This is a genomic window from Mucilaginibacter frigoritolerans (assembly GCF_007830615.1).
In the GTDB taxonomy this organism is placed as follows: Bacteria; Bacteroidota; Bacteroidia; order Sphingobacteriales; family Sphingobacteriaceae; genus Mucilaginibacter; species Mucilaginibacter frigoritolerans.
Genome location: NZ_VLLI01000003.1, coordinates 183,158 through 208,872 on the forward strand (window position 1 = coordinate 183,158; position 25,715 = coordinate 208,872).

General features: G+C 39.3%; 29 protein-coding genes. 14 read left to right on the top strand and 15 right to left on the bottom strand.

Annotated elements, in window-relative coordinates; all coding sequences use genetic code 11:
• The first annotated feature begins 103 nt into the window (after positions 1-103).
• Both JN11_RS06585 and JN11_RS24630 read left to right on the top strand, forming a co-directional pair.
• Positions 104-1,417 (top strand): right-handed parallel beta-helix repeat-containing protein, encoded by a 1,314-nt coding sequence (locus JN11_RS06585; protein WP_211360682.1) that lies wholly within the window; start codon positions 104-106, stop codon positions 1,415-1,417.
• A 6-nt stretch (positions 1,418-1,423) separates the two neighbouring features.
• Positions 1,424-1,657 carry a hypothetical protein gene (locus JN11_RS24630; protein ID WP_211360684.1) on the top strand — a complete coding sequence of 78 codons (234 nt, stop codon included), beginning with the start codon at positions 1,424-1,426 and terminating at the stop codon, positions 1,655-1,657.
• 67 nt (positions 1,658-1,724) lie between these two features.
• Here the strand turns inward: JN11_RS24630 and JN11_RS06590 are convergent, their stop codons facing one another.
• The 3 genes from JN11_RS06590 to JN11_RS06600 form a co-directional block, all read right to left on the bottom strand.
• Positions 1,725-2,642, bottom strand: coding sequence for an NADP-dependent oxidoreductase (locus tag JN11_RS06590; protein ID WP_144910909.1), 918 nt, complete (start codon positions 2,640-2,642; stop codon positions 1,725-1,727).
• Positions 2,643-2,945: 303 nt separating this feature from the next.
• A complete protein-coding gene (locus JN11_RS06595) occupies positions 2,946-3,281 on the bottom strand; it encodes a HepT-like ribonuclease domain-containing protein (RefSeq protein WP_144910911.1) in 336 nt (111 codons plus the stop codon).
• Complete coding sequence (locus tag JN11_RS06600; protein WP_144910913.1) at positions 3,274-3,564, bottom strand: nucleotidyltransferase family protein; 291 nt, start codon at positions 3,562-3,564, stop codon at positions 3,274-3,276. The genes JN11_RS06595 and JN11_RS06600 overlap by 8 nt, the downstream gene beginning before the upstream one ends.
• A gap of 258 nt (positions 3,565-3,822) precedes the next feature.
• On the opposite strand from JN11_RS06600, the gene JN11_RS06605 reads away from it, so the two are divergent.
• Complete coding sequence (locus tag JN11_RS06605) at positions 3,823-5,469, top strand: site-specific DNA-methyltransferase (RefSeq protein WP_144910915.1); 1,647 nt, start codon at positions 3,823-3,825, stop codon at positions 5,467-5,469.
• Positions 5,470-5,475: 6 nt separating this feature from the next.
• On the top strand, positions 5,476-8,094 hold the full coding sequence (locus JN11_RS06610; protein WP_144910917.1) for a DEAD/DEAH box helicase: 2,619 nt from the start codon (positions 5,476-5,478) through the stop codon (positions 8,092-8,094).
• A 103-nt stretch (positions 8,095-8,197) separates the two neighbouring features.
• Here the strand turns inward: JN11_RS06610 and JN11_RS06615 are convergent, their stop codons facing one another.
• Complete coding sequence (locus JN11_RS06615; protein WP_144910919.1) at positions 8,198-8,473, bottom strand: hypothetical protein; 276 nt, start codon at positions 8,471-8,473, stop codon at positions 8,198-8,200.
• A gap of 319 nt (positions 8,474-8,792) precedes the next feature.
• Between JN11_RS06615 and JN11_RS24385 the strand changes: the two genes are divergently transcribed.
• The 4 genes from JN11_RS24385 to JN11_RS06640 all read left to right on the top strand — a co-directional run bounded on the left by JN11_RS24385 (position 8,793) and on the right by JN11_RS06640 (position 11,990).
• The gene (locus JN11_RS24385; protein WP_170227700.1) at positions 8,793-9,068 is read left to right on the top strand and encodes a hypothetical protein; all 276 of its coding nucleotides are present in this window, start codon (positions 8,793-8,795) and stop codon (positions 9,066-9,068) included.
• 279 nt (positions 9,069-9,347) lie between these two features.
• Positions 9,348-9,734: a hypothetical protein gene (locus tag JN11_RS06630; protein WP_144910925.1), complete on the top strand. Its 387-nt coding sequence runs from the start codon at positions 9,348-9,350 to the stop codon at positions 9,732-9,734.
• A gap of 215 nt (positions 9,735-9,949) precedes the next feature.
• Positions 9,950-11,236: a retropepsin-like aspartic protease gene (locus JN11_RS06635; RefSeq protein ID WP_144910927.1), complete on the top strand. Its 1,287-nt coding sequence runs from the start codon at positions 9,950-9,952 to the stop codon at positions 11,234-11,236.
• Positions 11,237-11,480: 244 nt separating this feature from the next.
• The gene (locus JN11_RS06640; protein WP_144910929.1) at positions 11,481-11,990 is read left to right on the top strand and encodes a hypothetical protein; all 510 of its coding nucleotides are present in this window, start codon (positions 11,481-11,483) and stop codon (positions 11,988-11,990) included.
• 64 nt (positions 11,991-12,054) lie between these two features.
• Here the strand turns inward: JN11_RS06640 and JN11_RS06645 are convergent, their stop codons facing one another.
• Positions 12,055-12,618: a dihydrofolate reductase family protein gene (locus JN11_RS06645; protein WP_144910931.1), complete on the bottom strand. Its 564-nt coding sequence runs from the start codon at positions 12,616-12,618 to the stop codon at positions 12,055-12,057.
• 197 nt (positions 12,619-12,815) lie between these two features.
• Here JN11_RS06645 and JN11_RS06650 point away from each other — a divergent pair, with 197 nt between their 5' ends.
• Entirely contained in the window at positions 12,816-13,430 is a 615-nt protein-coding gene (locus JN11_RS06650; RefSeq protein WP_144910932.1) for a protein rhiA, read from the top strand.
• Positions 13,431-13,638: 208 nt separating this feature from the next.
• On the opposite strand, the gene JN11_RS06655 is transcribed toward JN11_RS06650, so the two are convergent.
• Positions 13,639-14,049 (bottom strand): DUF1348 family protein, encoded by a 411-nt coding sequence (locus JN11_RS06655; RefSeq protein ID WP_144910934.1) that lies wholly within the window; start codon positions 14,047-14,049, stop codon positions 13,639-13,641.
• 309 nt (positions 14,050-14,358) lie between these two features.
• Here JN11_RS06655 and JN11_RS06660 point away from each other — a divergent pair, with 309 nt between their 5' ends.
• Complete coding sequence (locus JN11_RS06660; RefSeq protein WP_144910936.1) at positions 14,359-15,234, top strand: helix-turn-helix domain-containing protein; 876 nt, start codon at positions 14,359-14,361, stop codon at positions 15,232-15,234.
• A gap of 138 nt (positions 15,235-15,372) precedes the next feature.
• On the opposite strand, the gene JN11_RS06665 is transcribed toward JN11_RS06660, so the two are convergent.
• Both JN11_RS06665 and JN11_RS06670 read right to left on the bottom strand, forming a co-directional pair.
• Positions 15,373-16,275, bottom strand: a complete 903-nt coding sequence (locus JN11_RS06665) for an ester cyclase (RefSeq protein ID WP_144910938.1) — start codon at positions 16,273-16,275, stop codon at positions 15,373-15,375.
• Positions 16,276-16,334: 59 nt separating this feature from the next.
• Entirely contained in the window at positions 16,335-17,108 is a 774-nt protein-coding gene (locus tag JN11_RS06670; protein ID WP_144910940.1) for a helix-turn-helix transcriptional regulator, read from the bottom strand.
• 261 nt (positions 17,109-17,369) lie between these two features.
• On the opposite strand from JN11_RS06670, the gene JN11_RS06675 reads away from it, so the two are divergent.
• On the top strand, positions 17,370-17,615 hold the full coding sequence (locus JN11_RS06675) for a hypothetical protein (RefSeq protein ID WP_144910942.1): 246 nt from the start codon (positions 17,370-17,372) through the stop codon (positions 17,613-17,615).
• Positions 17,616-17,682: 67 nt separating this feature from the next.
• On the opposite strand, the gene JN11_RS06680 is transcribed toward JN11_RS06675, so the two are convergent.
• Positions 17,683-18,138, bottom strand: coding sequence for an organic hydroperoxide resistance protein (locus JN11_RS06680; RefSeq protein WP_144910943.1), 456 nt, complete (start codon positions 18,136-18,138; stop codon positions 17,683-17,685).
• A 17-nt stretch (positions 18,139-18,155) separates the two neighbouring features.
• Complete coding sequence (locus JN11_RS06685; protein WP_144910945.1) at positions 18,156-18,590, bottom strand: MarR family winged helix-turn-helix transcriptional regulator; 435 nt, start codon at positions 18,588-18,590, stop codon at positions 18,156-18,158.
• Between the two features lie 264 nt (positions 18,591-18,854).
• On the opposite strand from JN11_RS06685, the gene JN11_RS06690 reads away from it, so the two are divergent.
• Positions 18,855-20,150: a sensor histidine kinase gene (locus JN11_RS06690; RefSeq protein WP_144910947.1), complete on the top strand. Its 1,296-nt coding sequence runs from the start codon at positions 18,855-18,857 to the stop codon at positions 20,148-20,150.
• Positions 20,151-20,299: 149 nt separating this feature from the next.
• Here the strand turns inward: JN11_RS06690 and JN11_RS06695 are convergent, their stop codons facing one another.
• Together JN11_RS06695 and JN11_RS06700 are read right to left on the bottom strand one after the other, a co-directional pair.
• Complete coding sequence (locus JN11_RS06695) at positions 20,300-20,773, bottom strand: group II truncated hemoglobin (RefSeq protein ID WP_144910949.1); 474 nt, start codon at positions 20,771-20,773, stop codon at positions 20,300-20,302.
• Between the two features lie 10 nt (positions 20,774-20,783).
• Positions 20,784-21,188, bottom strand: a complete 405-nt coding sequence (locus JN11_RS06700; protein ID WP_211360686.1) for an antibiotic biosynthesis monooxygenase family protein — start codon at positions 21,186-21,188, stop codon at positions 20,784-20,786.
• 104 nt (positions 21,189-21,292) lie between these two features.
• On the opposite strand from JN11_RS06700, the gene JN11_RS06705 reads away from it, so the two are divergent.
• Positions 21,293-21,658: a winged helix-turn-helix transcriptional regulator gene (locus tag JN11_RS06705; RefSeq protein WP_144910950.1), complete on the top strand. Its 366-nt coding sequence runs from the start codon at positions 21,293-21,295 to the stop codon at positions 21,656-21,658.
• A gap of 309 nt (positions 21,659-21,967) precedes the next feature.
• On the opposite strand, the gene JN11_RS06710 is transcribed toward JN11_RS06705, so the two are convergent.
• The 3 genes from JN11_RS06710 to JN11_RS06720 form a co-directional block, all read right to left on the bottom strand.
• Positions 21,968-22,549, bottom strand: a complete 582-nt coding sequence (locus JN11_RS06710) for a YdeI/OmpD-associated family protein (RefSeq protein ID WP_144910952.1) — start codon at positions 22,547-22,549, stop codon at positions 21,968-21,970.
• Positions 22,550-22,557: 8 nt separating this feature from the next.
• Positions 22,558-22,974, bottom strand: a complete 417-nt coding sequence (locus tag JN11_RS06715; RefSeq protein ID WP_144910954.1) for a DUF1761 domain-containing protein — start codon at positions 22,972-22,974, stop codon at positions 22,558-22,560.
• Between the two features lie 71 nt (positions 22,975-23,045).
• Entirely contained in the window at positions 23,046-23,741 is a 696-nt protein-coding gene (locus tag JN11_RS06720; RefSeq protein WP_246138956.1) for a helix-turn-helix transcriptional regulator, read from the bottom strand.
• Positions 23,742-24,188: 447 nt separating this feature from the next.
• On the opposite strand from JN11_RS06720, the gene JN11_RS06725 reads away from it, so the two are divergent.
• Positions 24,189-25,709: a S41 family peptidase gene (locus JN11_RS06725; RefSeq protein WP_170227701.1), complete on the top strand. Its 1,521-nt coding sequence runs from the start codon at positions 24,189-24,191 to the stop codon at positions 25,707-25,709.
• The last annotated feature ends 6 nt before the right edge of the window (positions 25,710-25,715 follow it).

A 25,715-nucleotide genomic window follows, 5' to 3' on the forward strand; every position in this document is an offset into this window, starting at 1 on the left:
CCGTTTGCATAGCATAATTACCTAAGTTATAGCAAATTGCCGTCAACAAGAATTTTTAACTATGCGTAAATTGTTTCATAATCACATATAAAAACCAGTAACTATGAAGCAATTATTTTACGCGCTACTATTATTATCCGTTTGCGCCGGATGTTCAAAACAATCATCTCCCGGTCCTGAATCGAAGAGTTCGCTTACGGCAAGGAACCTTTCGGCAGCTGTAGTAACCAGTTATTATGTCAATACCTCCACAGGGAACGACTCCAATACAGGGCTTTCTGCAACAACCGCCCTTAAAACAATCCAGGCCGGGCTTAATAAAACAACTGAGGGTGCAGGCGCCACCATCTATGTAGCCGGCGGCACCTATTACGAACGGCTGAGCTGGCCACATTCAGGCGCATCAGGCTCGCCGATAACGCTTACCAATTACAACAGCGGCACCGTAGTTGTTGATGGCAGCACCACCAGTTCTTCGCTGGTGCCTATGTTAAATGTGGCCAGCAAGAGCTATATCCGCATTGACCACATCAACATTACTAATGATATCCAGGCTTATGCAAAGGGGATATACCTTTCCGGATCAGGAACCGATGTGCAGATAACTTATTGCAAAATATATAACGTTGGCTGGACCAGCAGTGCAACCGCTGTGCCATCATCTACCGACAACGCCAACCCATTGGATATAGTGGGAACCACTTCAAGCTCATACAACCAGATTTACATCGGAAGCAACCAGATTTACAACTGCTATACAGGCTATAGCGAAGGCCTTACCCTGGCTGGCAATGTAGAGACCTTCCTGATAGAGCTCAACATTGTTCATGATGTGCCTAATATCGGTATCGATATGACCGGGCATTATAGCTGGACAGGTGCACCCGCCTCAGTTAACTACGCCCGTTCGGGCAATGTGAAACATAACACGGTTTATAACTGTGTTTCGCCGGTGGCTACTAATGGTGGCATTTATGTTGACGGTGGGGCATACATTAATATTGAAGGCAATACCAGTTATGCTAACGCGATAGGTATTAGTGTAGGCTGCGAGAACAATAATTACAATGCCGACAATATTAACATCCGTGATAATTTTGTTTATAACAATGTGGATGCCGGGATCCTGATAGGCTCCAACCAGGCGAATGGAAAAGTTACCAATTCAACCGTTTCCAACAATACTTTATTTCAGAATGTTTCTGTTGGCGGATATGACGGCGAGATAGATTTCCAGAATACCGATCATTTAAACATCATCAACAACATCGTACAGTCAAGGAGTAATATTGCGGTAATTGCCTTGCTCAATTACACTTCCACTAACCTTACGATGGATTATAACAACTATTACACCAGCTCGGGCGTGGCTACCAATATCACGTTCGATTGGGGTGGCATCAATGGCAATGGCTAATACTCATTGGCTTCATTCCAAACGGCATTGGGTTTAGATGCGCATTCAACTTACGCATTGCCTGGGTTCACTTCCACTACCCTGCCTAGTCCAAATCTTCATTTAACTTCTTCGGCAACGGCATGTATCAACAAGGGTTTACCAACCTTTGTGGCCGCTTCGGGCGAGTTGGATATTGATGACCAGACAAGGGTTCAAAATTCAAGGGTCGACATTGGGGCCGACGAAACCTCGTACTAAGCACTATTAAAAAGCAAGGGGAGCTATCTGGTTTGGATAGCTCCCCTTTTTTATTTCTTTAACCTGCTTAAGGTATCAGCACAATTTTACCGCGGGTATGGCGCTTTTCCAGTTCGGCGTAGGCTTCCCTTACCTGGCTTAGGGGGAAAGTTTTAGCTATCGGGATGTCCAGCTTGCCCGAGGCTATCAGGGCTGCAAGTTCCGAAAGTACGGCGGCCGAGGCGGCTTTGGCGCTGCCCTCTGACTTTACGCCATGTTTGGCGACTGCCTCAAAATCGATGATGGTATTGATCTTGTCTTTGGGTATGCCCAGGCTTAGCGCCAGGTCCACATAACCATGACCGTAGGTATCCATAAAGGCATCTATTTTGCCGTTGCTTGCAGCCTTTATGCGGTCGGCCATGCCGTCGCCGTAGGTTATGGGGATTATGCCGTGACTTTTTAGCCACTCCTGGTTATCCGCACCCGCCAGGCCGATCACCGTTGCACCAAGCGCGTTTGCCAGTTGGGCAGCAATAGAACCCACGCCACCGGCGGCACCCGAAACTACCACCGTATCGCCTGCTTTTACATTTACAGCCTTTACTGATGCCCAGGCCGTAGTGCCTGCCACAAACAGAGCGCCGCCTACTTCCCACGACACATTGGCCGGGCGCAATATCATATTCTCTGCATCTACCAGCACATACTCGGCATGGCTGGCCCTGTTATTGCTGAACCCGATGATCTCATCGCCAACCTTAAAGCCTGAAACCTCTGGCCCAACAGCCTCGATCACACCGGCCAGGTCGCTGCCCTCGCCCGAAGGGAAGGTTGTAGGGAACTGTTTATCCAGCCTGCCCTCGCGGATGGAAGCCTCACCGGGGTTGATGCCCGCGGCTTTAACTTTTACCAGTGCCTGCCCCTTTGCCGCAACCGGCTTTGCCACCTCCTCTAGCTGAAGAACCTCCAAACCACCGTATTTTTCAAACTTTACTGCTTTCATGGTATTATCGTATTTGTTGTGAAATGTATCCTTATAACGCTTTAATGCTGCTGGTGTTTCGGTATTTAAAAATGTTGTTTTAAAATGATTGGTGGGCTGTCCCTCGGAAAGATGACACAGTTAGAGACACCCGGGCCAGCCGAAACACGCCAACAATGTAAATCAACCAGTTAAACCATACGAGTGGGCCAAGTTGGGACAAATGGGCCAAAAAATGTGAAATTTTTCACTTTTCGGGTTGAAAAATGGGACAGTGGATTGCTTAATTGCGTGTGGTTTTTCATCCCCTTTAAAGGATGGTTTTCAAAAAACAATTTGGCTCACCTTTAAAATCAAGGCGGGTAAAAAGTGGTTTTTTATTTCCCAAACAATTTCATAGTCAATCCCCATATAATCATGCACTATCCTGTTTCTGAAACCCCTTATGCGGTGCCAGTCTATTTGAGAGTGTGCTAGTTTGAAATCATCGGGTAAACGGCCGGAAGCTTCCCCAATTATCTCGAAGTTGCGAATAACAGCATCAAAGGTTTTGCTATCGGCACAAAATGCCTCAAAACTGAGGTCGCCAATGTAGTCGATTATTTTATGGGCACTTTCCAGGATATCACCAATTAACAATTCAGGTTCACGACTAGACATATGCTATCTCTGATTCTATCACCTTAAAGTACTTCTCTTTTATACCCTTTTTTGAAACAAGATCTACAGGTCTCTTGAGGCTGGCTTCCAGCAGATCGGCCAGGTCGATAAAGTCAATACCAATCGGCTTTGTGAAATCTACAATGATGTCAATATCACTATTGTCGTTAAAATCGTCCCTTACAACCGAACCAAATAAGCCAATAGAATTAACATGGAAACGCTCAACCAGTTCCGGCTTCATCTTCCTTAATTCATTCTTTATTTCATTCAGTTGGTTCATTAAGTAAAGATAGCTTTTTTATCTAAAAAGCGAATCATCACAATTGCATATACCATTATAGATAAAACAAGTTGGCTACGGGATTACTGGTATAATCATCCAAAGACATAATCTACGAACAACGAGTTAAATTTATGTAGAATTCCCCCTTGCATACCAATCTAGGGAAAGAGACGGCTGCAAACAGCATAAATCTCTATATTCTTATTTCAGATAACATTTGTGAGTTTTACTATCTTTAACACTTCAAAATAATCTATGCCTACACTACACTGGATTGGAAAAGACAAAGTAATAAACCATCATTTAGATGTACCCTATCGGGTTTTAGACCATCAATATGGTTTTGAAAATGGAGAGCAAAGCGAAAAGGAAACCAATAGCGGCAATAAAATTATTCATGGTGATAATTTAGAAGCATTAAAATCATTACTGCCAGAGTACGAAGGAAAAATTAAATGCATTTATATTGACCCGCCTTATAATACAGGTAACGAAGGATGGGTTTATAATGACAATGTTAATGATCCCAAAATTAAAAAATGGCTTCATGAAGTAGTTGGCAAAGAGGGCGAAGATTTAAGCAGGCATGACAAATGGTTGTGCATGATGTATCCCAGACTGAAGCTATTACATAAACTATTGAAGCAAGAAGGAGTTATTTTCATTTCAATTGATGACAATGAACAGGCAAACTTAAAACTGACTTTAGATGAGATATTTGGCGCAAAGAATTTAATAACCAATTTTACTTGGAAAACAGACGGAAATTTCGATAACCAAGCTAAAGTCAAGATTAACCACGAATATATTCTCGCTTATGCAAAGAATATAGATCTGTTAGAGCACCCTAATGTTATTGATCCTAATATCGGAAAAGAAAGCAAGTTATTTAAATCTGAAATTAGGAATACAATTGTTAAAAATGGCCCTAAAAATCCAATAAGCGAAATAATTTTACCAATAGGATTTCCTGCATCATTTGAAGAAGGAATTATAAAAGCACGAAGTGACTCATGGCCTCACTATTTATCAGATGCTGTAATAAAAGATTCTAAACTTCAGAATAGTATCATAGTTAAAAGTGGTTGGAGTTCAAAAGCTATTGCTGAAACATTTATTAATAACAATCTAAATCCTGTTAAGGATAGCAAAGGCCAAGACACGATTTTTCAGATAACCTCAACAGGAGCTATTGAGAATGTCAAGATTCGCTCAAACACAAGTCATGTTGTAAGTTCTTTGCAAAACATGGGAAACACTCAAAATATGAGTAGTGAGTTAAAGTCAATAGGGATCAACTTCGATTACCCAAAACCTGTTACCTTAATTCAATATCTACTTAGTTTGATAAATACCGACGGTGAAATCGTATTAGATTCATTCGCTGGATCAGGCACTACCGCTCATGCTGTTTTGAACCTAAATAATTTGAGTGGTAAAAGAAATTTCATTCTGATTGAAATGATGTCTTATGTAGAGACAATTACCATTGAAAGAATTAAAAATGTTATTAACGGATATGGTGAAAGATTAGGTGTAAAGGGAAATTTCGACTATTATAATTTAGGACAATCTTTATTTAATGAAAACAATGAGTTAAACGAAGGAATTTGTTTGAATAAATTGAGAAACTACATATATTTCACCGAAACCCATCACCCTTTAAACACTTCAACTATTATAGACAACGAATATTTTCTTGATATTTATAATCAGACCAGTTATTACTTCTACTATAAAGTCGATGAGTTAACCGCTTTGGATGATGTATTTTTAGGCACCATTAAAACCAAAGCAGAGCAATATATTATTTATGCAGATAACTGTCTGCTCAATGCTGATTTTATGAAAAAGCATAACATCATTTTTAAAAAGATACCACGCGATATAACTAAATTTTAAATCACAATGGAGCTAAAATCCTACCAGCAACAAGTTATAGATGATCTGGCTATCTTTTTAAACTATATTCAGGAAGAAAAGGATATAAGGGCAGCATTCGAAGAGTTTTGGCTTAAGCACCCACGTACTCCAATACGGCCATTTCCGGGTACAGCAATTGAACCTTACAAAAACAATGTACCCAAAGCACCAAATGTTTGTGTAAAAGTGCCAACAGCTGGTGGCAAAACCTTTATTGCCTGCAATGCTATTAAAACTATTTTTGATGCTTTTAGCGTAGCTAAAGACAAAGCCGTAGTTTGGTTGGTACCATCAATCACCATACTCGACCAAACATTAACCAATCTAAAAGATCCTACCCATCCCTACCGTCAAAAAATCAATTCGCACTTTGGTAACCGGGTGGAAGTTTTTGACAAACAGGCTTTATTGCAAGGGAGCGGGTTTAATATTTCAAGTGTTAAAGAGCAACTCAACATATTTGTCTTAAGCTTTGATAGTTTAAGGGCGCGTAATAAGGAAGACCGTAAAGTTTACCAGGACAATAGTAACTTACAATCGTTTGAAAGCATGCTTGGTGAAGACGAGGATATTTCATTAATGAACGTTATCCAAAAGCTTAATCCGGTGGTAATTGTTGATGAAAGTCATAATGCCGAAAGTGAGTTAAGCGTTGAGATGCTTAAAAACCTTAACCCAAGCTTTATTCTTGATTTAACAGCAACGCCGCGTAAAAACAGTAACATCATCAGTTTTGTAGATGCCATTGAGCTTAAACGCAACAACATGGTTAAACTTCCGGTCATCGTTTATAATCATCATGACAAAACGGAGGTAATCAATTCAGCCCTACAACTACAGAAAAAACTGGAGATACAAGCAAAAGAAGAGCAAAAAAAAGGAGGCCGGTATATCCGTCCTATAGTGTTATTCCAGGCACAGCCGAAAAATGCAGATGACAACACTACCTTCGAAAAGCTAAAAGCCAAACTGATTGAACTTAAAATCCCAGAAGAGCAGATCAAAATCAAAACGGCCAATATAAACGAAATCAAAAATGAAGATTTGATGTCGCCAACCTGTAAGGTTAAATACATTATTACTGTTAATGCGTTAAAAGAAGGTTGGGATTGCCCGTTTGCTTATATATTGGCTTCATTAGCCGACAAATCTTCACCGGTAGACGTAGAACAAATTTTAGGAAGGGTACTAAGGCAACCTTATGTACATCAGCATAGTTTTCCTTTACTTAACTTAAGCTACGTATTAACGGCATCCTCCAAATTTTTGGAAACGCTGGATAGTATAGTAAAAGGCTTAAATAAATCAGGTTTCAGCAGCAAAGATTATAAGTTAGCAGAAACCATTGATCAATCTAAATCTACCGCCTCAACGGTTGATCCATTAAGCCAACTATTACTAAATATAGCTCCACCAGCAGTAACCGCAGAAGATGAGGGCGATACATTGGCTGATATTGATATTTCACGAATTATTCCGGTTACTGATGAAGAAATAAATAACGATTCTGTAAAACAGATTGAAGAAACCGCGCTTGAACAAACTGCTTCCTTCAACCAAATGGTATCCGAAATTGAATCAAATCCTTTAGCTAACTTTATACCTACAGAAATTCAGGGCCTAGTTAATACTTACACCATGAAGGACATATTTAAGGAAGAAGCAAGTAAGTTGGAAATTCCTCAATTCTTTATCAAAAAGGCTATAGGTGAGATATTCGCCGCCGAAGAAATGCTATTGGAGAAAGAGGACCTGTTGGCTGGGTTCCCTTTAGGCAAAGCAGATACCAATATTAACTTTAACAATGTGGCATCAGAGCTATACAAAGTTGATTTGGATGAAACAAAAAAAGACTATACGCCATCCTTTGTAAGACTGGATGGTGAAGTGAGGGAAAGGGTGATGACGTACATACTCGACCCTGCACGTAAAGACAGTAGAATAAAAAACCTGACTAAACGGATAATTGACTTATTGGGCCGGATGGACCCTATACCACAAAGGGAAATTGAAAAGTTTGTAAGCAAAGTATTAGAAGACTTTACCGATGAGCAATTCTCTGATTTTGCAAGCCATGAGTACAGCTATAAAGACAAAATAAAGGAAAAAATAAGAACACTTTCAGATGCCTATGCCGAAAAGCAGTTTCACACATTTATTGATATAGACAGAACTTATGTGAAAAGCTCTTTCAAATTACCATTAGAAATATCGCCAGGTTTTACATCAAAAGATATTGGAAAATCCTTATATGATAAGGAAGGTGACATGAATGGCTTTGAGGAGCGGGTTATAAATGAGATCGCTAATTTAACCAACATATTATTCTGGACACGCAACATTGAACGTAAGGGTTTCAGGTTAAATGGCTTTGTTAACCACTATCCTGACTTTATAATTCAAACCAAAAGCGGTAAAACCATTATCCTTGAAACCAAGGGAGACGATAGGGATAATTCAGATAGCGAGGCCAAACTAAGGCTAGGCAATGCATGGGTACAAAAAGCAGGAAGTAACTACAAATACTTTATGGTATTTGATAAACGAGAGGTGGACGGTGCACATAGATTAGATGAATTTTTATTAAAAATTAAGGAGTTATAACCCATTAAATTATAACACCCTGGTCTAAGTTTCCAACTTAGACCTAAAATACGTTAAGCTTTCAGCTTATTCCAATCTGGTTCAAGTGGAGATGTTATGACCCTTATTTATTGGGGCCTACTGCAATATTGTGCGTTTGTTCTATAAATTCCTTAAGAACTTTCGTTTGATATTCAGTTAACTGATTTTGATACTTAATGAGAGCTGTTTGTTCTTCCTGATTTCGCACAATTACATCAACCTTCCAATACCATAAGACTAAAACTCTGGTAACCAGAAATACAGCAAATAAGAAGAGGATAATAAATACAGCCGAGATTAAGTACCCGACTATTTCACTGCTGGCAGCCTGTAACAAAACAAAAGATAATTTTTCCATAATAAGTAATAAGGTTTAGATTAAAACTACAGACTTATATTCAGATAAACAAACTAATAAATACCCACTATCCAAAGTTTAAAAACCTCGAATAATTATATAACATTGTACATTAGTGCTATCAATGAAATCTTATCGTCTACTTTTAATTATCGGCCTTATCTTTACCTATAGCGTATCTATAGCTCAGCGGCCTTCATTTAGCAATTACAAGGTTCCATTATATAAAGGGCACAGGGCAAAACTCAGGCTAAAAGGTAATAAGCTGGCAGAGATGTATAGAACTATCATTAAATCCACCTATTACAATAGTAAATCTATGAAGATTTGGCATGGAGCTACCGGATTAAACTTTGCGGGCCACTATTGCTTTGTATATTGGGGCTGTGGATCAAATTGTCAGGATTCAGCTGTTGTAGATTTGATAACCGGTATAGTATATCCGGGCATTACTGCTTCATTAGGATATAACATTAAACGCAATAGCAAATTGATTATAGTTAATCCAGATGGCGATAGTACGGACTGTGCATTTTGCAAATCTGAATACTGGCTGTGGAATAATATTAAGAAAAAGTTTATCAAGCTGTCCTGATTTACCAAACCAGGCAAAACAGAACGTTTTTAAATTCCTTCACTTTTTATATCTTGCTGCAGAATGGCAGCAGAAATTAAATATAATCAAATCTGGACAGATGGCGTATGCGTGTACGTATCGGCCAAAGTAAGTAATCCAATATTCGGCAAAGTTTTACTTTTAATTGCCGATTCGATGATTATATCGGTAGCAATTCTTGCTGTAAAAATCCGGATACCGGGATTGTTTTTGTTTTCAATGCTACGCTTACATTTATCAGTCCTACTTTAAATTACGATGCCAACTCACCATTACAAACGGATTACTGCTATTGTTGCATTGCTGCTCACAGTAGCTTGCAATTCAATAGTTAAAAATGAGAAGTTTGATAAATCTAAATGGACAGCCAAAGATGACTGGGATTATCCCGAAAGAGATGCTGTGCTAAACGATTTGATTTCACATCATCAATTAAAAGGCTTAACCTATCAACAACTGATTGATTCACTGGGCGAACCGGCAAACTATGGAAATAAGGACGATAGCGTTTATTATGACATTATCACTAATTATGGCTATTTGGATCCCAAGTCGGGCAAATACCTTGTTTTACCGTTTAATAAAGATTCGGTTGTAACAGGTTTCAAAGTGGTTGAATGGCATAACAGGCATGTAAATGAATAAAGAAAACGGCGAAAGAAGCTTGTCCCCCCTGGTCTAAGTTTCTAAATTAGACCAGGGGGGACAAGCATAGTAATTCGAACAGCAGGCCGCGTCAATGCAATCGTATCAGGTGGAGGCATTTCAAACTAAATTCATAATAAATTTAAAAAAACACCCCGCGGATAGCAAGGAATCTGTATTTTACAATCATGTTTTAAGATCTTTAAATTGGATTTATGAAAGTTACTTTATCAATTTTATTTGTCCTGGCAACATTAACTGCCTGTAACAATAAGCCTTCATTGAGTGCTGCCGCCAATAAAAAACTTCAGACCCTGCTGGATAATAAGGAATATTTTAAACTGGAAACCCAGATAAAATTATATCATGATAGGTTAGGCGATGAAAAAAAGCTATATTATGCATCATATATTGATAATGTATTTAACCGCAATATTGATTGTATTAATGATGTGGACAGCCTTTTAAAAAACTTCCCCAATCAATTACCCGATTCTGTTAAGGCTAATATGAGACGTTTGCAAAGCGATAGTTATTTCAAAACCTATCAATATGCCAAAGCTGCACAAACGGATAGCAGCACGCTAAAACTGTATTCGAAGGTATTGCCTAAAGATTATACCGAAGATCTGAAAAAGCAGATTTTACTTCGCGGTGCTTTAAAAAATGTGTCGCCCCAACAAACTATCATAAAAAACAATACCTCCATACCCTGGTCGCGCAATAAGCTTGGCCTGATCGAGATTCCTGTAAAATGCAGCACCACTATTTACAATGCAGTGTTCGATACCAGGGCCAATATATCAGCCATAACAAAAACCTATGCTAAAAAACTGGGTTTGCACATGTTAAATGTTTCTTTTGATGAAAGCAGCGGTGAAACCGGCTTCAAGTTTAAAACCAGTGAGGGTATTGCCGACAGTCTTTATATTGGCAGCATATTGGTAAAGAATGTAGTGTTTGAGGTAATGCCAGACTCCGTATTGTATTTTACTGCTTTTAAGTTTCAACTGAACATGATCATAGGCTACCCGGTTATTGAACAATTCGGCGAAGTGCATATTTATAAGGATGGCAAAATGACCATCCCGCTAATCCCCGCCAAAAGCGACCTGCATAATTTTGCGCTTGACGGACTTGACCCGATTATCGCTCTAAAAAAAGGCAACGATACTCTTGATTTTCAATTCGATACCGGCGCCAGCTCGTCATTGTTTTACGTGTCCTATCTCAACAAATATAAAACGGAGGTTATAGAATCCGGCAAAAAGAAAATACTGGGATTCTACGGAGCAGGCGGTTCACAAAAAAAGGAAGCGTATGTTCTACCCAAAATCAACTTAACATTGGGTAACAAAACTGTAACTGTGAGTGATGTTGATGTGCTCCAGCAAAAAATAATTCCTAATGAAAAATTCTATGGCAACATAGGCCAGGATTTTATTAAAAACTTTAATGAGATTATCTACAACTTTAAATATATGTACATCAATGGCAATTGATCCGGCCATCATCTGATTACTATTCTGGTTTTTGTACCACTCTGGTCTAAGTCTCCAACTTAGATCTTAGCAGATTCGCCCCAGATTGGAGATTTTTTTTAAACATCGCAAATCTCCATTCAAATTTTTTATTTTCATGGCAACAACTATAAAATGATGCCATTAATAAACCTATTCTCCTTTTATCAGTCCTAAAAACATACGGGGCAACAAATAACGGCGCTGCATATTAAACCGACTTATTATGATACTTAAACGAATCCTCTTCATCATGCTGCTTACAGGTTTTAGCTTTATGGGCATGGCACAAACGCTGGCTCATGTAAACCTTATGGTTTCAAGCAAACGCGCTGCTGTAACTTCAGTTGATGTGGTAAACAACAATATTGTTTATTGTATTGATATGGGCGGCCATGTTGTGCAAAACTCCGGCGCTGATAACAATTTAAGTATTTCTTATTATACCCAATTCGACGGCTTCGACAACATCGGAAAATTAAAATCCATTGGGAACATTCCCATTTCTTATTATACCCAGTTCGACGGACCTGATAATATCGGAAAATTGAAATCCATCGGCAATATTGCTATCTCTTATTACACACAGTTTGACGGACCAGATAATATCGGGAAATTGAAATCCATCGGCGGTACTACCATCACTTACTTTGATCGGTTTGACCTTAGTCAGCCTGCAGGCACAATAAAGTCAATTGATGGAAATACGCCATGTTTAAATATAATCAGCATTTAATTGGGGTTAGCCGCTGTCCCATAGTTTTAAAAATTCGAAATGCTGAGGCAATTTGAATACTATTCTATTTCCTTATCTCATAACACAACTCCACCATTCCGCTTTTGTAGGCGGTTACGTTTTTGAGGTGCAGGGTTTGTTCCTGTCCTATCTGGTCATAAAACAATAGCCCATCACCCAAAATAACAGGCAAAATGGACTGTCTTATTTCGTCGGCCAACTTTAAACGGATAAAATCTTTAGCCAGCTGTGCACCCCCAACAAGCCAAACATTGTTGTAATTGGGTTTTAGTCGTTCGTTTACCAATTTGTGCAGATCGCCCGAGTAAGTTTCAACGTTTGGTCTTTCAACCGGCAGATCCCGGCGCGTTAATACAATGGTCGGCACATCGCCGTAAACCCAACCGTATGATTTTGAAAGCTCCAGCGCATGTTCATATGTCCGCGAACCCATGATGTAACAGTCTATCTTTTTCAGAAATTCTTTCGCATCCTGTTCCGTAATCTCCACTCCTTTTTCATAGTGGTCGGCTGTCTCAAACCACGAAACGCTGTTATCCTTTTTAGCAATATAGCCATCAACACTTGAAACCATATGTATGGTTATTTTAAATGGGTCCGTTGTCATTTATAGCTTGTGATATTATTCACACTAAAATACTTAAATCTTCTTTGTGATGGTAACCCTATAAAAAGAGTTGATAAATTTAGTACTCAGGCATCCCGTACTTTTTATACTTTTTATATATTTGATCCGTAAACCGGCGCAACAAACATTGCCTTGTTTATTAAAACAAATAATTTTTATTACCTAAATCTTAAATCATGGCAACTTACACTATCCATTTCTTCAACAATTCCACAGTGGCGGGAAGCTTTTCTGTGTTTCAGAAAATGCCGGATCAGGCAGGCCCCAATGTTTTTTCACTGGCGTGGCTGGCTAAATTTACCAACCCCAACACCAGGCTGTCCTTTTCGTGGACTCTGGATCATTGCTTTACCTGGGCCGAAACCGGCCAGTTAGTGCCGGGCATAACCTTTGAAGCCTCCGAAGTTTTACCCGCAACGCTCAATGAGAATAATACCGTAACACTTACAAAAAGCGACGGTGCCCATCAATTCATTAATCAAACAAGCGAAGGCCAGCCAGGCTCACTTACTATTACTGCCGATAATACTATTCCCCCTAACCAGACCAGCGTGGGTGTGGGTATGTCGGGCTCAGGCACGTTTGCTGTGCAGGCAGCACCTAATATGAATTTTGTTTTCACCCCACATCCACAATATTGGGTAGCATTCGGAAATTTTCATCAGGGCCAGGCTTTGCAGACTTCTGAAATTACTAATACAGCACAGGTTGTGTTCCCCCCCAATATTTATGCTATGAATGTTACCCTTAACAGGGATAATACCTGGACGATAACTCAGGTTAATGATTAAGCATACCATATTACTTTAAATCCTTGTTGGTTTACCTCCAACAAGGATTTAATATTAAACTTGCATAAAATCGTCAATTCTTTAGCTTTATAATGGCATAGCGAATTATTGATTACCTGATGCTTCTTTCACTCTCCTTTATCGGCTTGTCATCAATACTGGCAAAATGTTCTATAATAACTTTGCTCCCCAAGCTTCCTTAATGGTTTTAAAGAGATTTTTCTCCTTCGCTAATCATTTTGTCGCTAATGCAGCCAAAACGTTTGCTGATAAGGCCTTTTTCGTCAAATTGCAGTTGCTCGTTGCCATAGCTATGAAACCATTGTCCTTTATCGTCCTGCCATTCTTCCTGAAAACGAATTGCATTCCTGTTTTCTTTGGCGCCCCAAACTTCCTTTTTAACTTTATAGTTTTTTTGCGCATTAAATTTGTGTGCCAGGTAGTTTTTTACAGCTTCTCTGCCATTTAAAAAAGTTGTTCTGTCGCCCCATTCAACATCTTCAGTGTATAATTTTGCCACTTGCTCAGCATCATGAGTGTTCCATATATCTTCATTGATCTGTAGTTTTGCGGCTGCTGTCTCCCCACTAAAAGGAGGTATTAACTCTTCATTTTTCATTGCTTTTAATTTACCTAATAATTATTCTGTTAAACTTTTGTCTTTAATGACAATACAAAGGTGCGCACCTGCCAACTGCTATAACATGGACAGATTATGCAGTAACATGGACAAATTATAAACTCACCATAAATCCAATTAAAAACCCTCGCATGCTTAGTTCAAATCGGGTATTTAACTGTAAAAAGGGCTTTTGGCAAGTATTTTTTAAAAGGACTATATTTGAAAACTGAAACTTGCGGCAGATTTCTTAAGTGAATTCAGCTGCAAAAATGCTATCAGCAATTCCCAATAAAGTATTGTAATACTATGAGCCATTCAGCATTTGAGTTAGTTAATCCCGAAAGCAATGCCATTGTGTTTAAAGTGGAATCTTTCGATAATAACAATGGGTTAAAAAAATTCAACAGGTACAATTACTTTTCTGTGATCTTAATTCTGGAAGGAAAGGGAAAAGTATTGGCTGATACCTCTGAGTATTTGTATGATAAAAATTCATTGTTATGTTTCTCGCTCTACCAGCCATTCAAAATTGAATGTGATCAAATATTCAAAGCAACAATGATCAATTTTCACCCCGATTTTTTTTGCCTGCATAAACACCGCAATGAAGTTTCGTGTAATGGAGTGCTATTTAACAATGTATATGATGCGCCGGTAATTAGCTTAACCGGGGAAGAATCGGGGTCGATGGAAACCATATTCAATGGCATGCAGTCGGAAATGGCAAGGCCAGGAAAACCATTACCAGAAGTATTGTTATCCTATTTGAAAATATTATTAATTAATGCTTCGCGACTAAAAATTGAAAAACTAAATGCGCAAAATTTACCGGTGGCATCAAAAGATCCTGATATCCTTAACCAGTTGAAAGATGCCATTGAAGAAAACTTCAGATCAATGCACCGTCCGGGCGATTATGCAAATTTATTAAACATAACCGCTCCGGCTTTAAACAGGATCAGTAAAACGCATTTCAATAAAACACTTACCAATCTTATTGCCGAACGGCTGATAACCGAAGGTAAGCGCCAACTATATTTAACTTCAAAATCTGTTAAACTAATAGCGTACGAACTTGGGTTTAATGATGAATTTTATTTTAGCAGGTACTTTAAAAGTAATGTGGGCATATCTCCCCAATTTTTCCGCGATACCGTTGGTTTTGATAAAGCAAACGAATAAATGGCTGGTTTTTAAGGCCACCATAAGAAGTTTAAAAACTTTGGACAATTATCCCCTTAGACATTGTATCAGGAACGACAAAAAAGGAGAAATATAAAATTCACTACATTTCGTTAAGGTGTTGTATGGAGCGTCATTTTAACGCTCCGTATATACGCCCCTATCCATGGTAACACCCCATTCCCTTAATTTTTGCGTCAAATTAATGTGCTGGCTCTGGTAATCTTCCTGTACAGCCTTCTTCGCTTTTTCCAGGGCTTCAGCATTTTCCCATTCAGCAACCGTAATAACAGTCAAAGTTCCGTACCCGTCGGTATTTTCATAGTGGGTATTTTTTACAAGACCCGGTTGTTTGGCCAGGAAAGCAGTATTGTAATTTAACCGTTCCATAAGCTTTGGGATGGCATCTTTAGGCACCGTAATTTTGTCAATCAGAACAACAGCGTCCTTAGTTACTTTTTTGCTGTTTACGCGTGACAGATCGTGTGGCAAAATATCAAGCGCCTGTAAAAAGCCCAGGCGGTCAGTTTGAACGCTGCTTTGCACTATTTTACCATCTTTGAATGTAAAAACGCCCATACCTGTACCGGTAACACTTTTGCCGGTAGGTGCAAATACCTGGTATTGCCCCGTATTAGTGCCTTGTACTTCCCAGTTTGCAAAAACCTTATCGCCTTCGGCAATCAATTCTTTTATGTGCCATTGCAAATCAGGAAATGCCTTGATCAGCCCGCTAAAGGTTTTTTCCATTCCTTCTGGGCCTTTATCCCCGTTCTGTGAGGTGTAATTTGCCGATACAAGCTCGGCAAGCAAGCCCATTTTTCTATTATTAAGTGCTTCCTCAAAAAGTCTTCTTATTACTTCTTTATTATTTTCCATGCTGGTTAATTTAAATGGTTGTTTTTGGGTGGTATTTAACAGGAGGGTTAACGACTTGCCGGCATTTATATACCCCTTATCTGGCACTAGAGCGCTGGTGAGCGTCAGTGTAACCAGGCAAAGCATAACAAGGCCGAAGAGCGTTTTTGATGGGTTTTTCATTGCTTTTTTCTACAAAACTAAAGCCGCCGCAGGACCTGGAATTGTAAAAAATCATTGAATTACCAATATCGCTGCAATTGGAAAAAGTCTTTGGGCGACTGACCTGTAAACAATCTGAAGTCTTTTATAAAATGAGCCTGGTCAAAGTAACCGGCCTCAAGGGATGTTTCAGTGAGCGAATGATGGGTAGGATATTTGCTGATAAGGTTGCGCAAACGAACAATGCCGGCGTAACGTTTTGGCGTAATGCCTATAACAGCGCGAAAACGTTTTTCGAACGGATCAAGACTTACCGGCAGGGATTTAACTAAATCCCTCACTATAATCACACCATTTTGTTGCTTAATTGCACTTACGGCACTTTGGATAAGCATATCGGGCTTATGGTTGATGAGCTTTTTTACCAGGAACGCTTCCACCAGCTGCACCCTTGTTTTATTATGCCCAGCTTCTGCCAGCTGTTCCGATAAAATGTTCAGTTCAGTTAAAGGAAAAAGATGCTCTGTACTTATACTCTCACAAAATAATTCATGTGCGGGCATTTTTGAAAAGGCTTTAATACCCCCTTCATTAAGAAGTACAAGTAAATTAATGGTTTGTTGACTATAATAAAATTCACGAACTGAATTTCGCAGTCCCGCCACGGCATTAAATGGAAGAGGGCATTTTTCTGTTCCATTTGCTTTGAACACCCCACCACCGATACGAAAAGAAAGCACAATGGATGTATCAGGAATTGTAGTGGTTTTAGTGGCCTCATCGGCTTCAATAATTAAATACTCCCTTATATAAGGTTTCAATATAACCGAAGGAGGGAATCTATGAATATCCATGGCATTAATAAACCAAAAAGCTTAATCCAATATACAACAAATCAGAGGTCGTCAATTATTAATTGGCAGCGATTGCTGATTTTTGACCTTGATTTTACAAAATGGCTAAACTTTTATTGAGCCGTTGGATCAACCTGCTTTACGAAGCCTTTTAATTATTCAGGAGAAGCTAATACAGACTACTAACCATCTCATAAACACTAAAATTTCAATATCTTTGAGTTTACCTAAATAATTAACATCTCCACTAAAACCATCATAATGGCACACGATACCTATTGTAAATTGACAATAAACCAACATGCTTTCTCGGCCAAATGCGATATTGTGATTGACTTAGGGCAGCAAAATATTTCAACAGAATATGCCGATGTTTTAAAAGACTATATCTCTGAAATTGACGCCCTAAATTATATGTCAATGCAAGGTTGGGAACTGGTAAATAGCTATGCCAATCAAACGCTGTATGAAACAAGGCATATACTGAAAAAGAAAGCTACCTTATAGCCTGATGCTTAACCTATTTTAGGTCGAGCTTTGTAAACCCGACCTAAAATAAGTTATTGTTATTTAATTAATTAGCAGCTGCAAATGCTTCTGCACTTAATATGGTAGTAGTAAGCGATACTTCCACATTCCCCCTTGTTGCGTTAGAATATGGACAAACCTGGTGTGCCTTTGCAACCAGTGCATCGGCTGTTGCCTGGTCAACATCGGGTACGTTGGCCTCTAAGGTAACTACCAGGGCAAAACCGCCTGCGTTATTGGAGCCGATACCTACATGTGCCCTTACTGCGGTAGTGCCGGTTGTTGCTTTTTCGTTTTTAATAACGTGATTTAGCGCGCTGTCAAAACAAGCTGAGTAACCGGCGGCAAATAATTGTTCGGGATTGGTATAAGCGCCGCCTGCACCGCCTAACTCTTTTGGCATTCTTACTTCCAGATCAAGTACTTTATCTGATGATACTACATGACCGTTTCTGCCGCCTGTAGCGGTTGCGTTTGCTGTATAAATTGCTTTTACTGACATGATATTTGTTATTTATGTTATTTGTTAATTTGTTTAGTTCTTTCAAGGATAATTTTGATACTGTCGCGCAGTGCCACCATTTCTTCAATGCTTAGGCCAAGGCTGCATTTAAAAGATTCAGGAACAGCCTTTGCTTTTTCTCTCAAAGCGGTTCCGCCTGCGGTAAGGTTTATCATTACCACACGTTCATCTTCATTGCTTCTGTTGCGGTTGATCAGTTTTTTGCTCTCCAGCTTTTTGAGCAGAGGAGTTAAGGTTCCCGAATCAAGCAATAACTTTTCGCCTATCTCTTTTACCGATAGCTGCTGGTGTTCCCATAATACCAACATCACCAGGTATTGCGGATAAGTGAGATCAATGCCCTCTAAAATGGGCTTATAATGCGCCGTTAACACCCTGCTCAGGGCATATACCGGGAAACATGCCTGATCTTCCAACTTTAAAAAATCCATTTGCTTTTGATTGATGAAACAAATATAGATTGTATAAAATTAAATTGTATACAATTTAATTTTACTTGACATTCAGATTGCATTTATAGTGGCTTCTGATAAGTATTTCAAAACATATTTTTAAAAAACTTGATATAATTAACACATATTCTGTTAGTTATATCATAATTAACAAATCAGTATATCAGCCCTATAATAGTTTAAAGCAGTATTAAAAATCCGTTTATTTGCATACTGAAAATATAATTTATGTAATTTAGACAAATGGCCAAGTCACTATTTGCTTTTGCGTATGCAACCTCACAACAGGTTAAAGTCCGCTGGCAGGTGCTGACGGGTAGTCCGTCTGAGTTTTCCTTACAGGCGCGCTTCTTTCATTCCACCAGCCTTTGCATCATTTTACTGGCAACCTGCTATGTGCCGTATGACCTTTTTGCGGGCTTGTTTGTGGCAGCGCTTTCCAGTTTCCTGATGGCCGTATTTTTCTTTTATGGATTTTTTCGTTCCCGGTTTCATCATCGCCCGCACAGCAACCTACTCTTTGGCATTGTAGGGCTGCTGGTGTTTTCTGTTAATTTTTTTTCCAATGCCGGCATTGAGGGCTCTACTGACCTTATCTGGCCGGTTTATTTGCTATTGCTGCTCACCATCTGCCCGTACCGCCAATATTTGGCATGGATAGTGGTTTATTTAGTAGTGTTTGCCTTTATTCACCTGGTAGCATATTTATATCCCGGCCTGGTAAGCTATCCCTTCCGGACCGGCAAAAACCAGCTCATCGACCGGATAACTGCGTTTCCCATTCCGGTAATTACCATCAGTATTATTATCGGATTGTTCAGAAAAAGCTATGACCGGGAAAGGGAGGCGGTAAGGCAACGCGACGTGGAAAAAAGCAGGCTACTCTCCATTCTTTCTCATGATTTACGCGCTCCTTTTATACAAATTCAACAATACCTGGAAATAATTGGCGATACTGAACTCTCTGCAACCGACCGGGCGGCAATGGAAAAGATATTGCGCCGCACTAACGATCAGACGCTGGAAATGCTCACGGGCTTGCTTTACTGGTCGCGTTCTCAACTGGAGGGAGGTGCTGTGCACCTGGCGCAACTGCCATTATCAGAAACACTTGCCAATACCATGGCGATTGCAGAGTCGCTAACTACACAAAAAAGCATTGTGCTGGAGAGCTGTATCGATCCGTCCATCCGTGTAATAGGGGATGCTGACATGCTACAGTTAGTTGTTCGCAATCTGTTGCAAAACGCCGTTAAATTTACGGCAGCAGGCGGCAGTATCCGCGTGGAAGCCGCGCCGGATGGCCGTATAGTAAGGTTGAGCGTGAGCGACACTGGCATTGGTATGTCTCCGGAAAAACTGGCGACACTATTCTCCGGTAATACAGCGTCATCACATGGTACTGCCGGAGAAAAAGGCGTGGGATTGGGCCTGTTGCTTTGCCGCGAATTTGTGGCACTACAGAATGGCCAGATCATAGTGAAAAGTGAACCCGGTAAAGGTTCAAAGTTTACGGTTGAATTGCCGTTGGGCTCATAGTGTCAGGCAAGCAAAAGTTCTTCTGAAATTAATCGAAAAATTTATTATCCCACGACTTTTAAACCAAGTCACAAGTATTGTTTACTCACTTATTTAACGCTACAAACTAGCACCACGTTGTGACAACTCCAACAATGGCTCAGTTAAATTTATGGTATGAACGGGCCCTTTGTTTCCCCCCACCCCCATTTGGGCATGGGGACATCCACATCCTCGTTATTTTCTGTTTCCCGCGAATTCAGCACAGCTATCCGGGTACCCCATTCTATATAAGCCACAAAGGCCGAGCGAAATTCAGGGTCCTCAGGGAGCTCAAGTTCATCTGCGCTTTCTATAAGCAATTGCACCCAACGTTTTCTATGCTGCTCAGTTAAATGCCGGCCCAAATGTTTCTGGATCATTTTAAAATGGGAACCTTCTGAGCTACTGTATATTTGGGGGCCTCCGAAAACTTCGGCAATAAAGTGAGCAACATGTAATTGATGTTCAGGCGACATGTGTTTAAATACAGGGGCTAATAGTTCATCTGATAGTACCTTCCTATAAAAAACAACCATTAACTTTTCAAACACAGGCATGCCACCGGCCCAATCGTATAGTGTGGGTATATTTTTTTCTGCCATTACCTTTTTATTATTTTCTTGTCCATTGGTTATCGGTAATTTTATAATGTTTCATTTCTTCCATGTTATTATAAAATGGCTTTACCAAATTAAAAAAAGCCATAAAACCCTTATCGTTCCTAAAACCTGTTAAATGGTCTTGTTCAGAAGTCCAATAGATGATAACTATGTAATGGTTCGGGTCCTCACTCCCGTGAATTACCTGATATCCCAAACAATATGGAGAAGCCTGCAAGTATTGACCTGCCTGGGTATAAGCCTTTTCAAAATTGTCCCTTTCCGGTTCCGGTATGTCATACCGGATAATTTCCGTTGAATAGTTTTTACCTTCCATTTTGGATGATTTGGTTTGAGCAAACGAGTTTGTTACAAAGTACGCAATAAAAATAAATGCAAGAGCCAGCCGTTTTTCCATATTTTTAAATGATTATTTGAGTGAGCGAATAAAGTTACTGTGTTGTATTACCTGAATCAATAACTTACTAAAAAGTAGGGCTGATTGGTTAAAAAAAAGAGAGCATGATACAATTGAATAACAAAATCTATACCTGCCCTGTGGATGTTACCCTGGGCTTTATCGGTGGCAAATGGAAATTACTTATCCTTTCGCACCTTAATATTTTTGAAAAGAAAAGCTATGCGGAGATACGCAATAACCTGCCTGGAATATCGGAGAAAATGTTGAGTCAGCAATTAAAGGAATTGGAACGCGATAGCCTGATCGATAAAAATATATTATCATTAAAACCCTACAGGGTAGAATATTTCTTATCCGGCGACGGTAAATCTCTTAGCCCCCTGTATGAATTTATCAGCAGTTGGGGAATCAAACATTTAAAGAAACATGGCATTGATTATTTGCAGGACCAACATTTGTATAAATAAGATTGCGATTATTCTTTGCTGATGATACCATTTGTCTCTGGCTGCCGCCGTTTGTAGTTTCCGACTATCAGAAACGAAAAAAAGTCCTTCTGAAATTAATCGAAAGATAATTATTCAAAAGTGTAGCCGCAGACTACAAGCATAGTAATTTGTAGAGGGAGTATACGAATAGCTGGTCATTTTAAAATTGACCAAACATGTTTTCTGGTTTATTTCTTTGGCTTATATATATTCAATCGTTAATTCCTTATAACCCTCTTTTTGGAGTCTTCCGCTTTCCTCTCCTTGAAAGTCTGTAATTTTTCTGCCTTATCTAAATTGTTTGGGCTTCAATTTTTGCACAGCAAGCTCCGCGATCTCGGTTATTCTTTTATGCCTGGTATCCGATTGTTTAGCAAGCACAAGCCATTGCAACATGGCTTTTCTTACAGATCTACTTAAACTCAAAAAGTATTCTCCCGATCCTGGATTAGCTTCAAATGCTATTTCAAGGTCTTTTGGAATGATCAATTCTTCAACATCATCCAAAATTGTCCATGATCCATTTTTTTTGGCAGTTTCGATACTTACATAACCAGCCGGTGATACCAAACCCTGTTCAATAAGCAACTGAACTTTTATTTTATTGATCTTAGACCATGTGCTGACAGACTTACGTTTGCTGAAAAATTGCATGAACGTGTCAGCATCAATCGTTTTTTTGATGCTGTCTATCCAGCCAAAGCAAAGCGCTTCTTCAACTGCCTCACTCCAGGTGATCGTGGGTCGATCGGACTCTTTTTTGCCATAAACAAGCCAGACAGCCTGTTTTGAGCTATGATTTTCGATTAACCATAGCCTCCAGGCTTGCCGGCTTGTAGGGAAAAAAATATCTATTTCCTTTGATTGCATCAACTTGGCTATTTCATAGCTACTAAAATGATACTTACGGTGATTATTCCGGTCAGGTGATAGGCACCACTAATAATTCCATAAAGAATAGGTTTCGGAATATTTGGGTTGATGGCAATATTAATAGTATTTGCAACAAGATACCCGATACCGACAACTACCGCAAATTCAAAGGCGCCGCCAATAGACGAGATTTGTAACGCGTAAATTAATACTGCACTGGCAATAGTAATCACGAGCGAGCAAATCGCCGGGCCAATGATAAAAATAGGTGCTGGTTTCGCCGGCATATTGTTTTCTTTTCCCAGCGAAATGGCATACAACTTTTTAAAAAACAGTGTGAACCATAGCGCTCCAAGTAAAAAATACACAACAAATGCAAGTAGAACGCTAATCCAGTTTAAGCTTGATAATTGACTGATCATAATTTATATTTTTATATCCTGCAAAGCTAAGACCCGGTTGTGACAGCCCTATGTCAGGGGTATAAAAGAAATTAATGGTATTTGTCAAAATATTCCTGTAGGGTCATTTCATGGGCAGCAAACTTTTCAGTAAGTATCTCCAGCTTTTTAATTCTGTCTAAACGAAAAAATCGAAAATTGTTACGCGATCTGCAAAAAGCTACCAATAGCCAATTCTCTGTTGTACTTACTAAGGCAAAGGGCTCGATTGATCTGGTAGTCGTTTGTTTTGCCTCATTTGTGTAATCAATTTTGGTTAGATAAAAATTGGTTAGTGCAAATTGGAGATCAGATAGGTTATTACTATTCTTCTCGCTATTGATGTTTTGGTTAAACCGTGTGCGTTCCGAAAGCAGGTTGGCTTTATCTTTAACTTTATGCCCCAATACCGCTTTGACCTTTTCAATCGCTTCCGAATAATCTTTAACAAAAGAGGCATCTTTGTTTTTTAGAACTAATTGTTCTGCAAGAATCAAGGCGTTGGCTTGTTTTTCAGTAAACATAACCGGCGGAATCCGGTAACCCTCCATTAAAGTGTAGCCTTTCCCTTCCTCTGTTAAAATAGGCACACCAGCGTGTTGTAATGTTTTAATATCCCTATAAATTGTTCTGACACTTACCGCAAATTTGTTCGCCAATTCCAATGCCGTCAACAATCGCTTCGTCTGCAATTGTGTCAAAATTGCAATAAGTCTGGAAAGTCGTTTGGTGTCATTGTCGTTCATCATTGAAGTTTTCGGATTGATTTTTATGTTGGATAAAAAAGGCTCTTGCTTAAAACAAGAGCGCTAATAGAAAATCAACTATTAAAGCCCTATCTAGTTTAGTTATATTCCTTTTATTGCAATTAGTGTTTAAACTAAACAAGTTCTCAATATAAAATATAAATTGCTTAATTCTACTTTAAAAAAGACTAATTAGGTTATTTATACACGCTGTAGACTACCCGAAATAAAAACTCTTCTGAAATTAATCTAAAGATGATTATTTAAAAATGTAATCCCAGACTACAAGCAGAGTAATTCATTGACGGAGTATACCAACTGCGGGCTTTATTTTTTGTTGTTGCAAATTTGTGCAAAAACAAAATGATATATTTATCCAAATCAACTTTTGTTTCAATCAAAAACAACTAAAGATTACAATTGCTATTGTAAATGTTACCACCTGTCACAATGAAAGTACATACCATCAAACACCTGCTTTTTATACCTATAGTGGTGTTATTGAATTCTTGCGCACAACCATCAGCTAAAAATGGAGATGCTGTCCAAAAAGATAGCCTTACCAAAGGCGCTGCTTTATTGCCTGTTAAAAAAATGCAGGATGACCTTTCCATTCTCTGGGCGGCCATTAAAGAAATGCATCCAGCCTACGGCATGTATAGTCCTACAGATAGTTTGAATAAAGTATATCAAACAGTAAATGCATCCCTTGATCGGCCCTTATCCGAAAACGATTATATCACCCACATTTATCCGTTGCTTTGCAGCCTTGGCTGCGGGCACACTCAATTACATCACTCCGCCGGGTATAAGCCATCGGGTATAAAAACACCTCATTTGCCGTTCGAGGTATTGGTGAGCAAGCACCGGGTATGGATAACCACGCATAAAACCGCCCTGTTAAATACTGGCGACGAAATTTTAAGCGTGAACAATATCCCAGCAGGAACCTTAGTAAATAATGGTTATAATTTATACGCGGGCGATGGCTATAACGAAACTTTTAAAGAACTGTTTTTGAGCGAGTATGATGGCTTTGAGGATGTGTTTAACAGCTTTTACCACTGGCAACCGCCTTACAAAATAGCGCTGCGCACTAAACAGGGAGATTTAAAAACGATAAGCCTTGATACCGCTACTACAAAACTGCAGCCCACACCTAAAGCACCTGATCCGTATGCTAATTGGATTGAAGCAAAAGGTACTGATTATTTACCGCTAAGGTTTTTGAAAAATTCATCAACTGCCTGGTTTCAGGTTAAAAGCTATCAATATAATGACACCAATATTTATAAAGTGGCATTTAAGCAGATCCATGATAAAGGGGTTAAAAACCTGATCATAGATCTGCGCCATAATACAGGCGGCGATATCCGGATTGCATCGAAAGTACTTTCCTACCTGGCCGACAAGCCTTACCATATTTTGGGGGATATCTGGGCGCGCATTCCCAATCCATCGGTTAATCATTTCGAAAAATATTTTGATACCGCCCGTACCGCCAGCTTTATTGCAGGCTTTAACCCGGGCAAAAAAGAAGGCGCCCATTATCATATAGATGTTAAGCCCACTTTCGGCAATTTGCTGGGCACACTTCCACTAAACAAAACAGATCATTATGCAGGCAATTTATATGTGCTTATTGATGGTGCTACCTTTTCTGCAGGTGCACATACAGCTATCTCCATTAAAACGCAATGCAAAAAAGCCATATTTATTGGTCGCGAAACACTTGGCGGGGCCGAAGGTTGCAGTGGTGGTACCATTCAGCATTTAACGCTGCCTAATACGGGTGTAGTGGTTGATTTCCCATGGATGCGTTTTGTATCTGTCGCTGAAAATTCCCCATTGGGTCATGGTATTATGCCTGATTATACGGTGGAGTATAGTCCCGAAGATGTAGTAAACAAACGGGATTTGGATTTAGAGAAAGCGTTAAGTTTGATAAAACAGGTAAAAGCTGAAAGATAAATATTT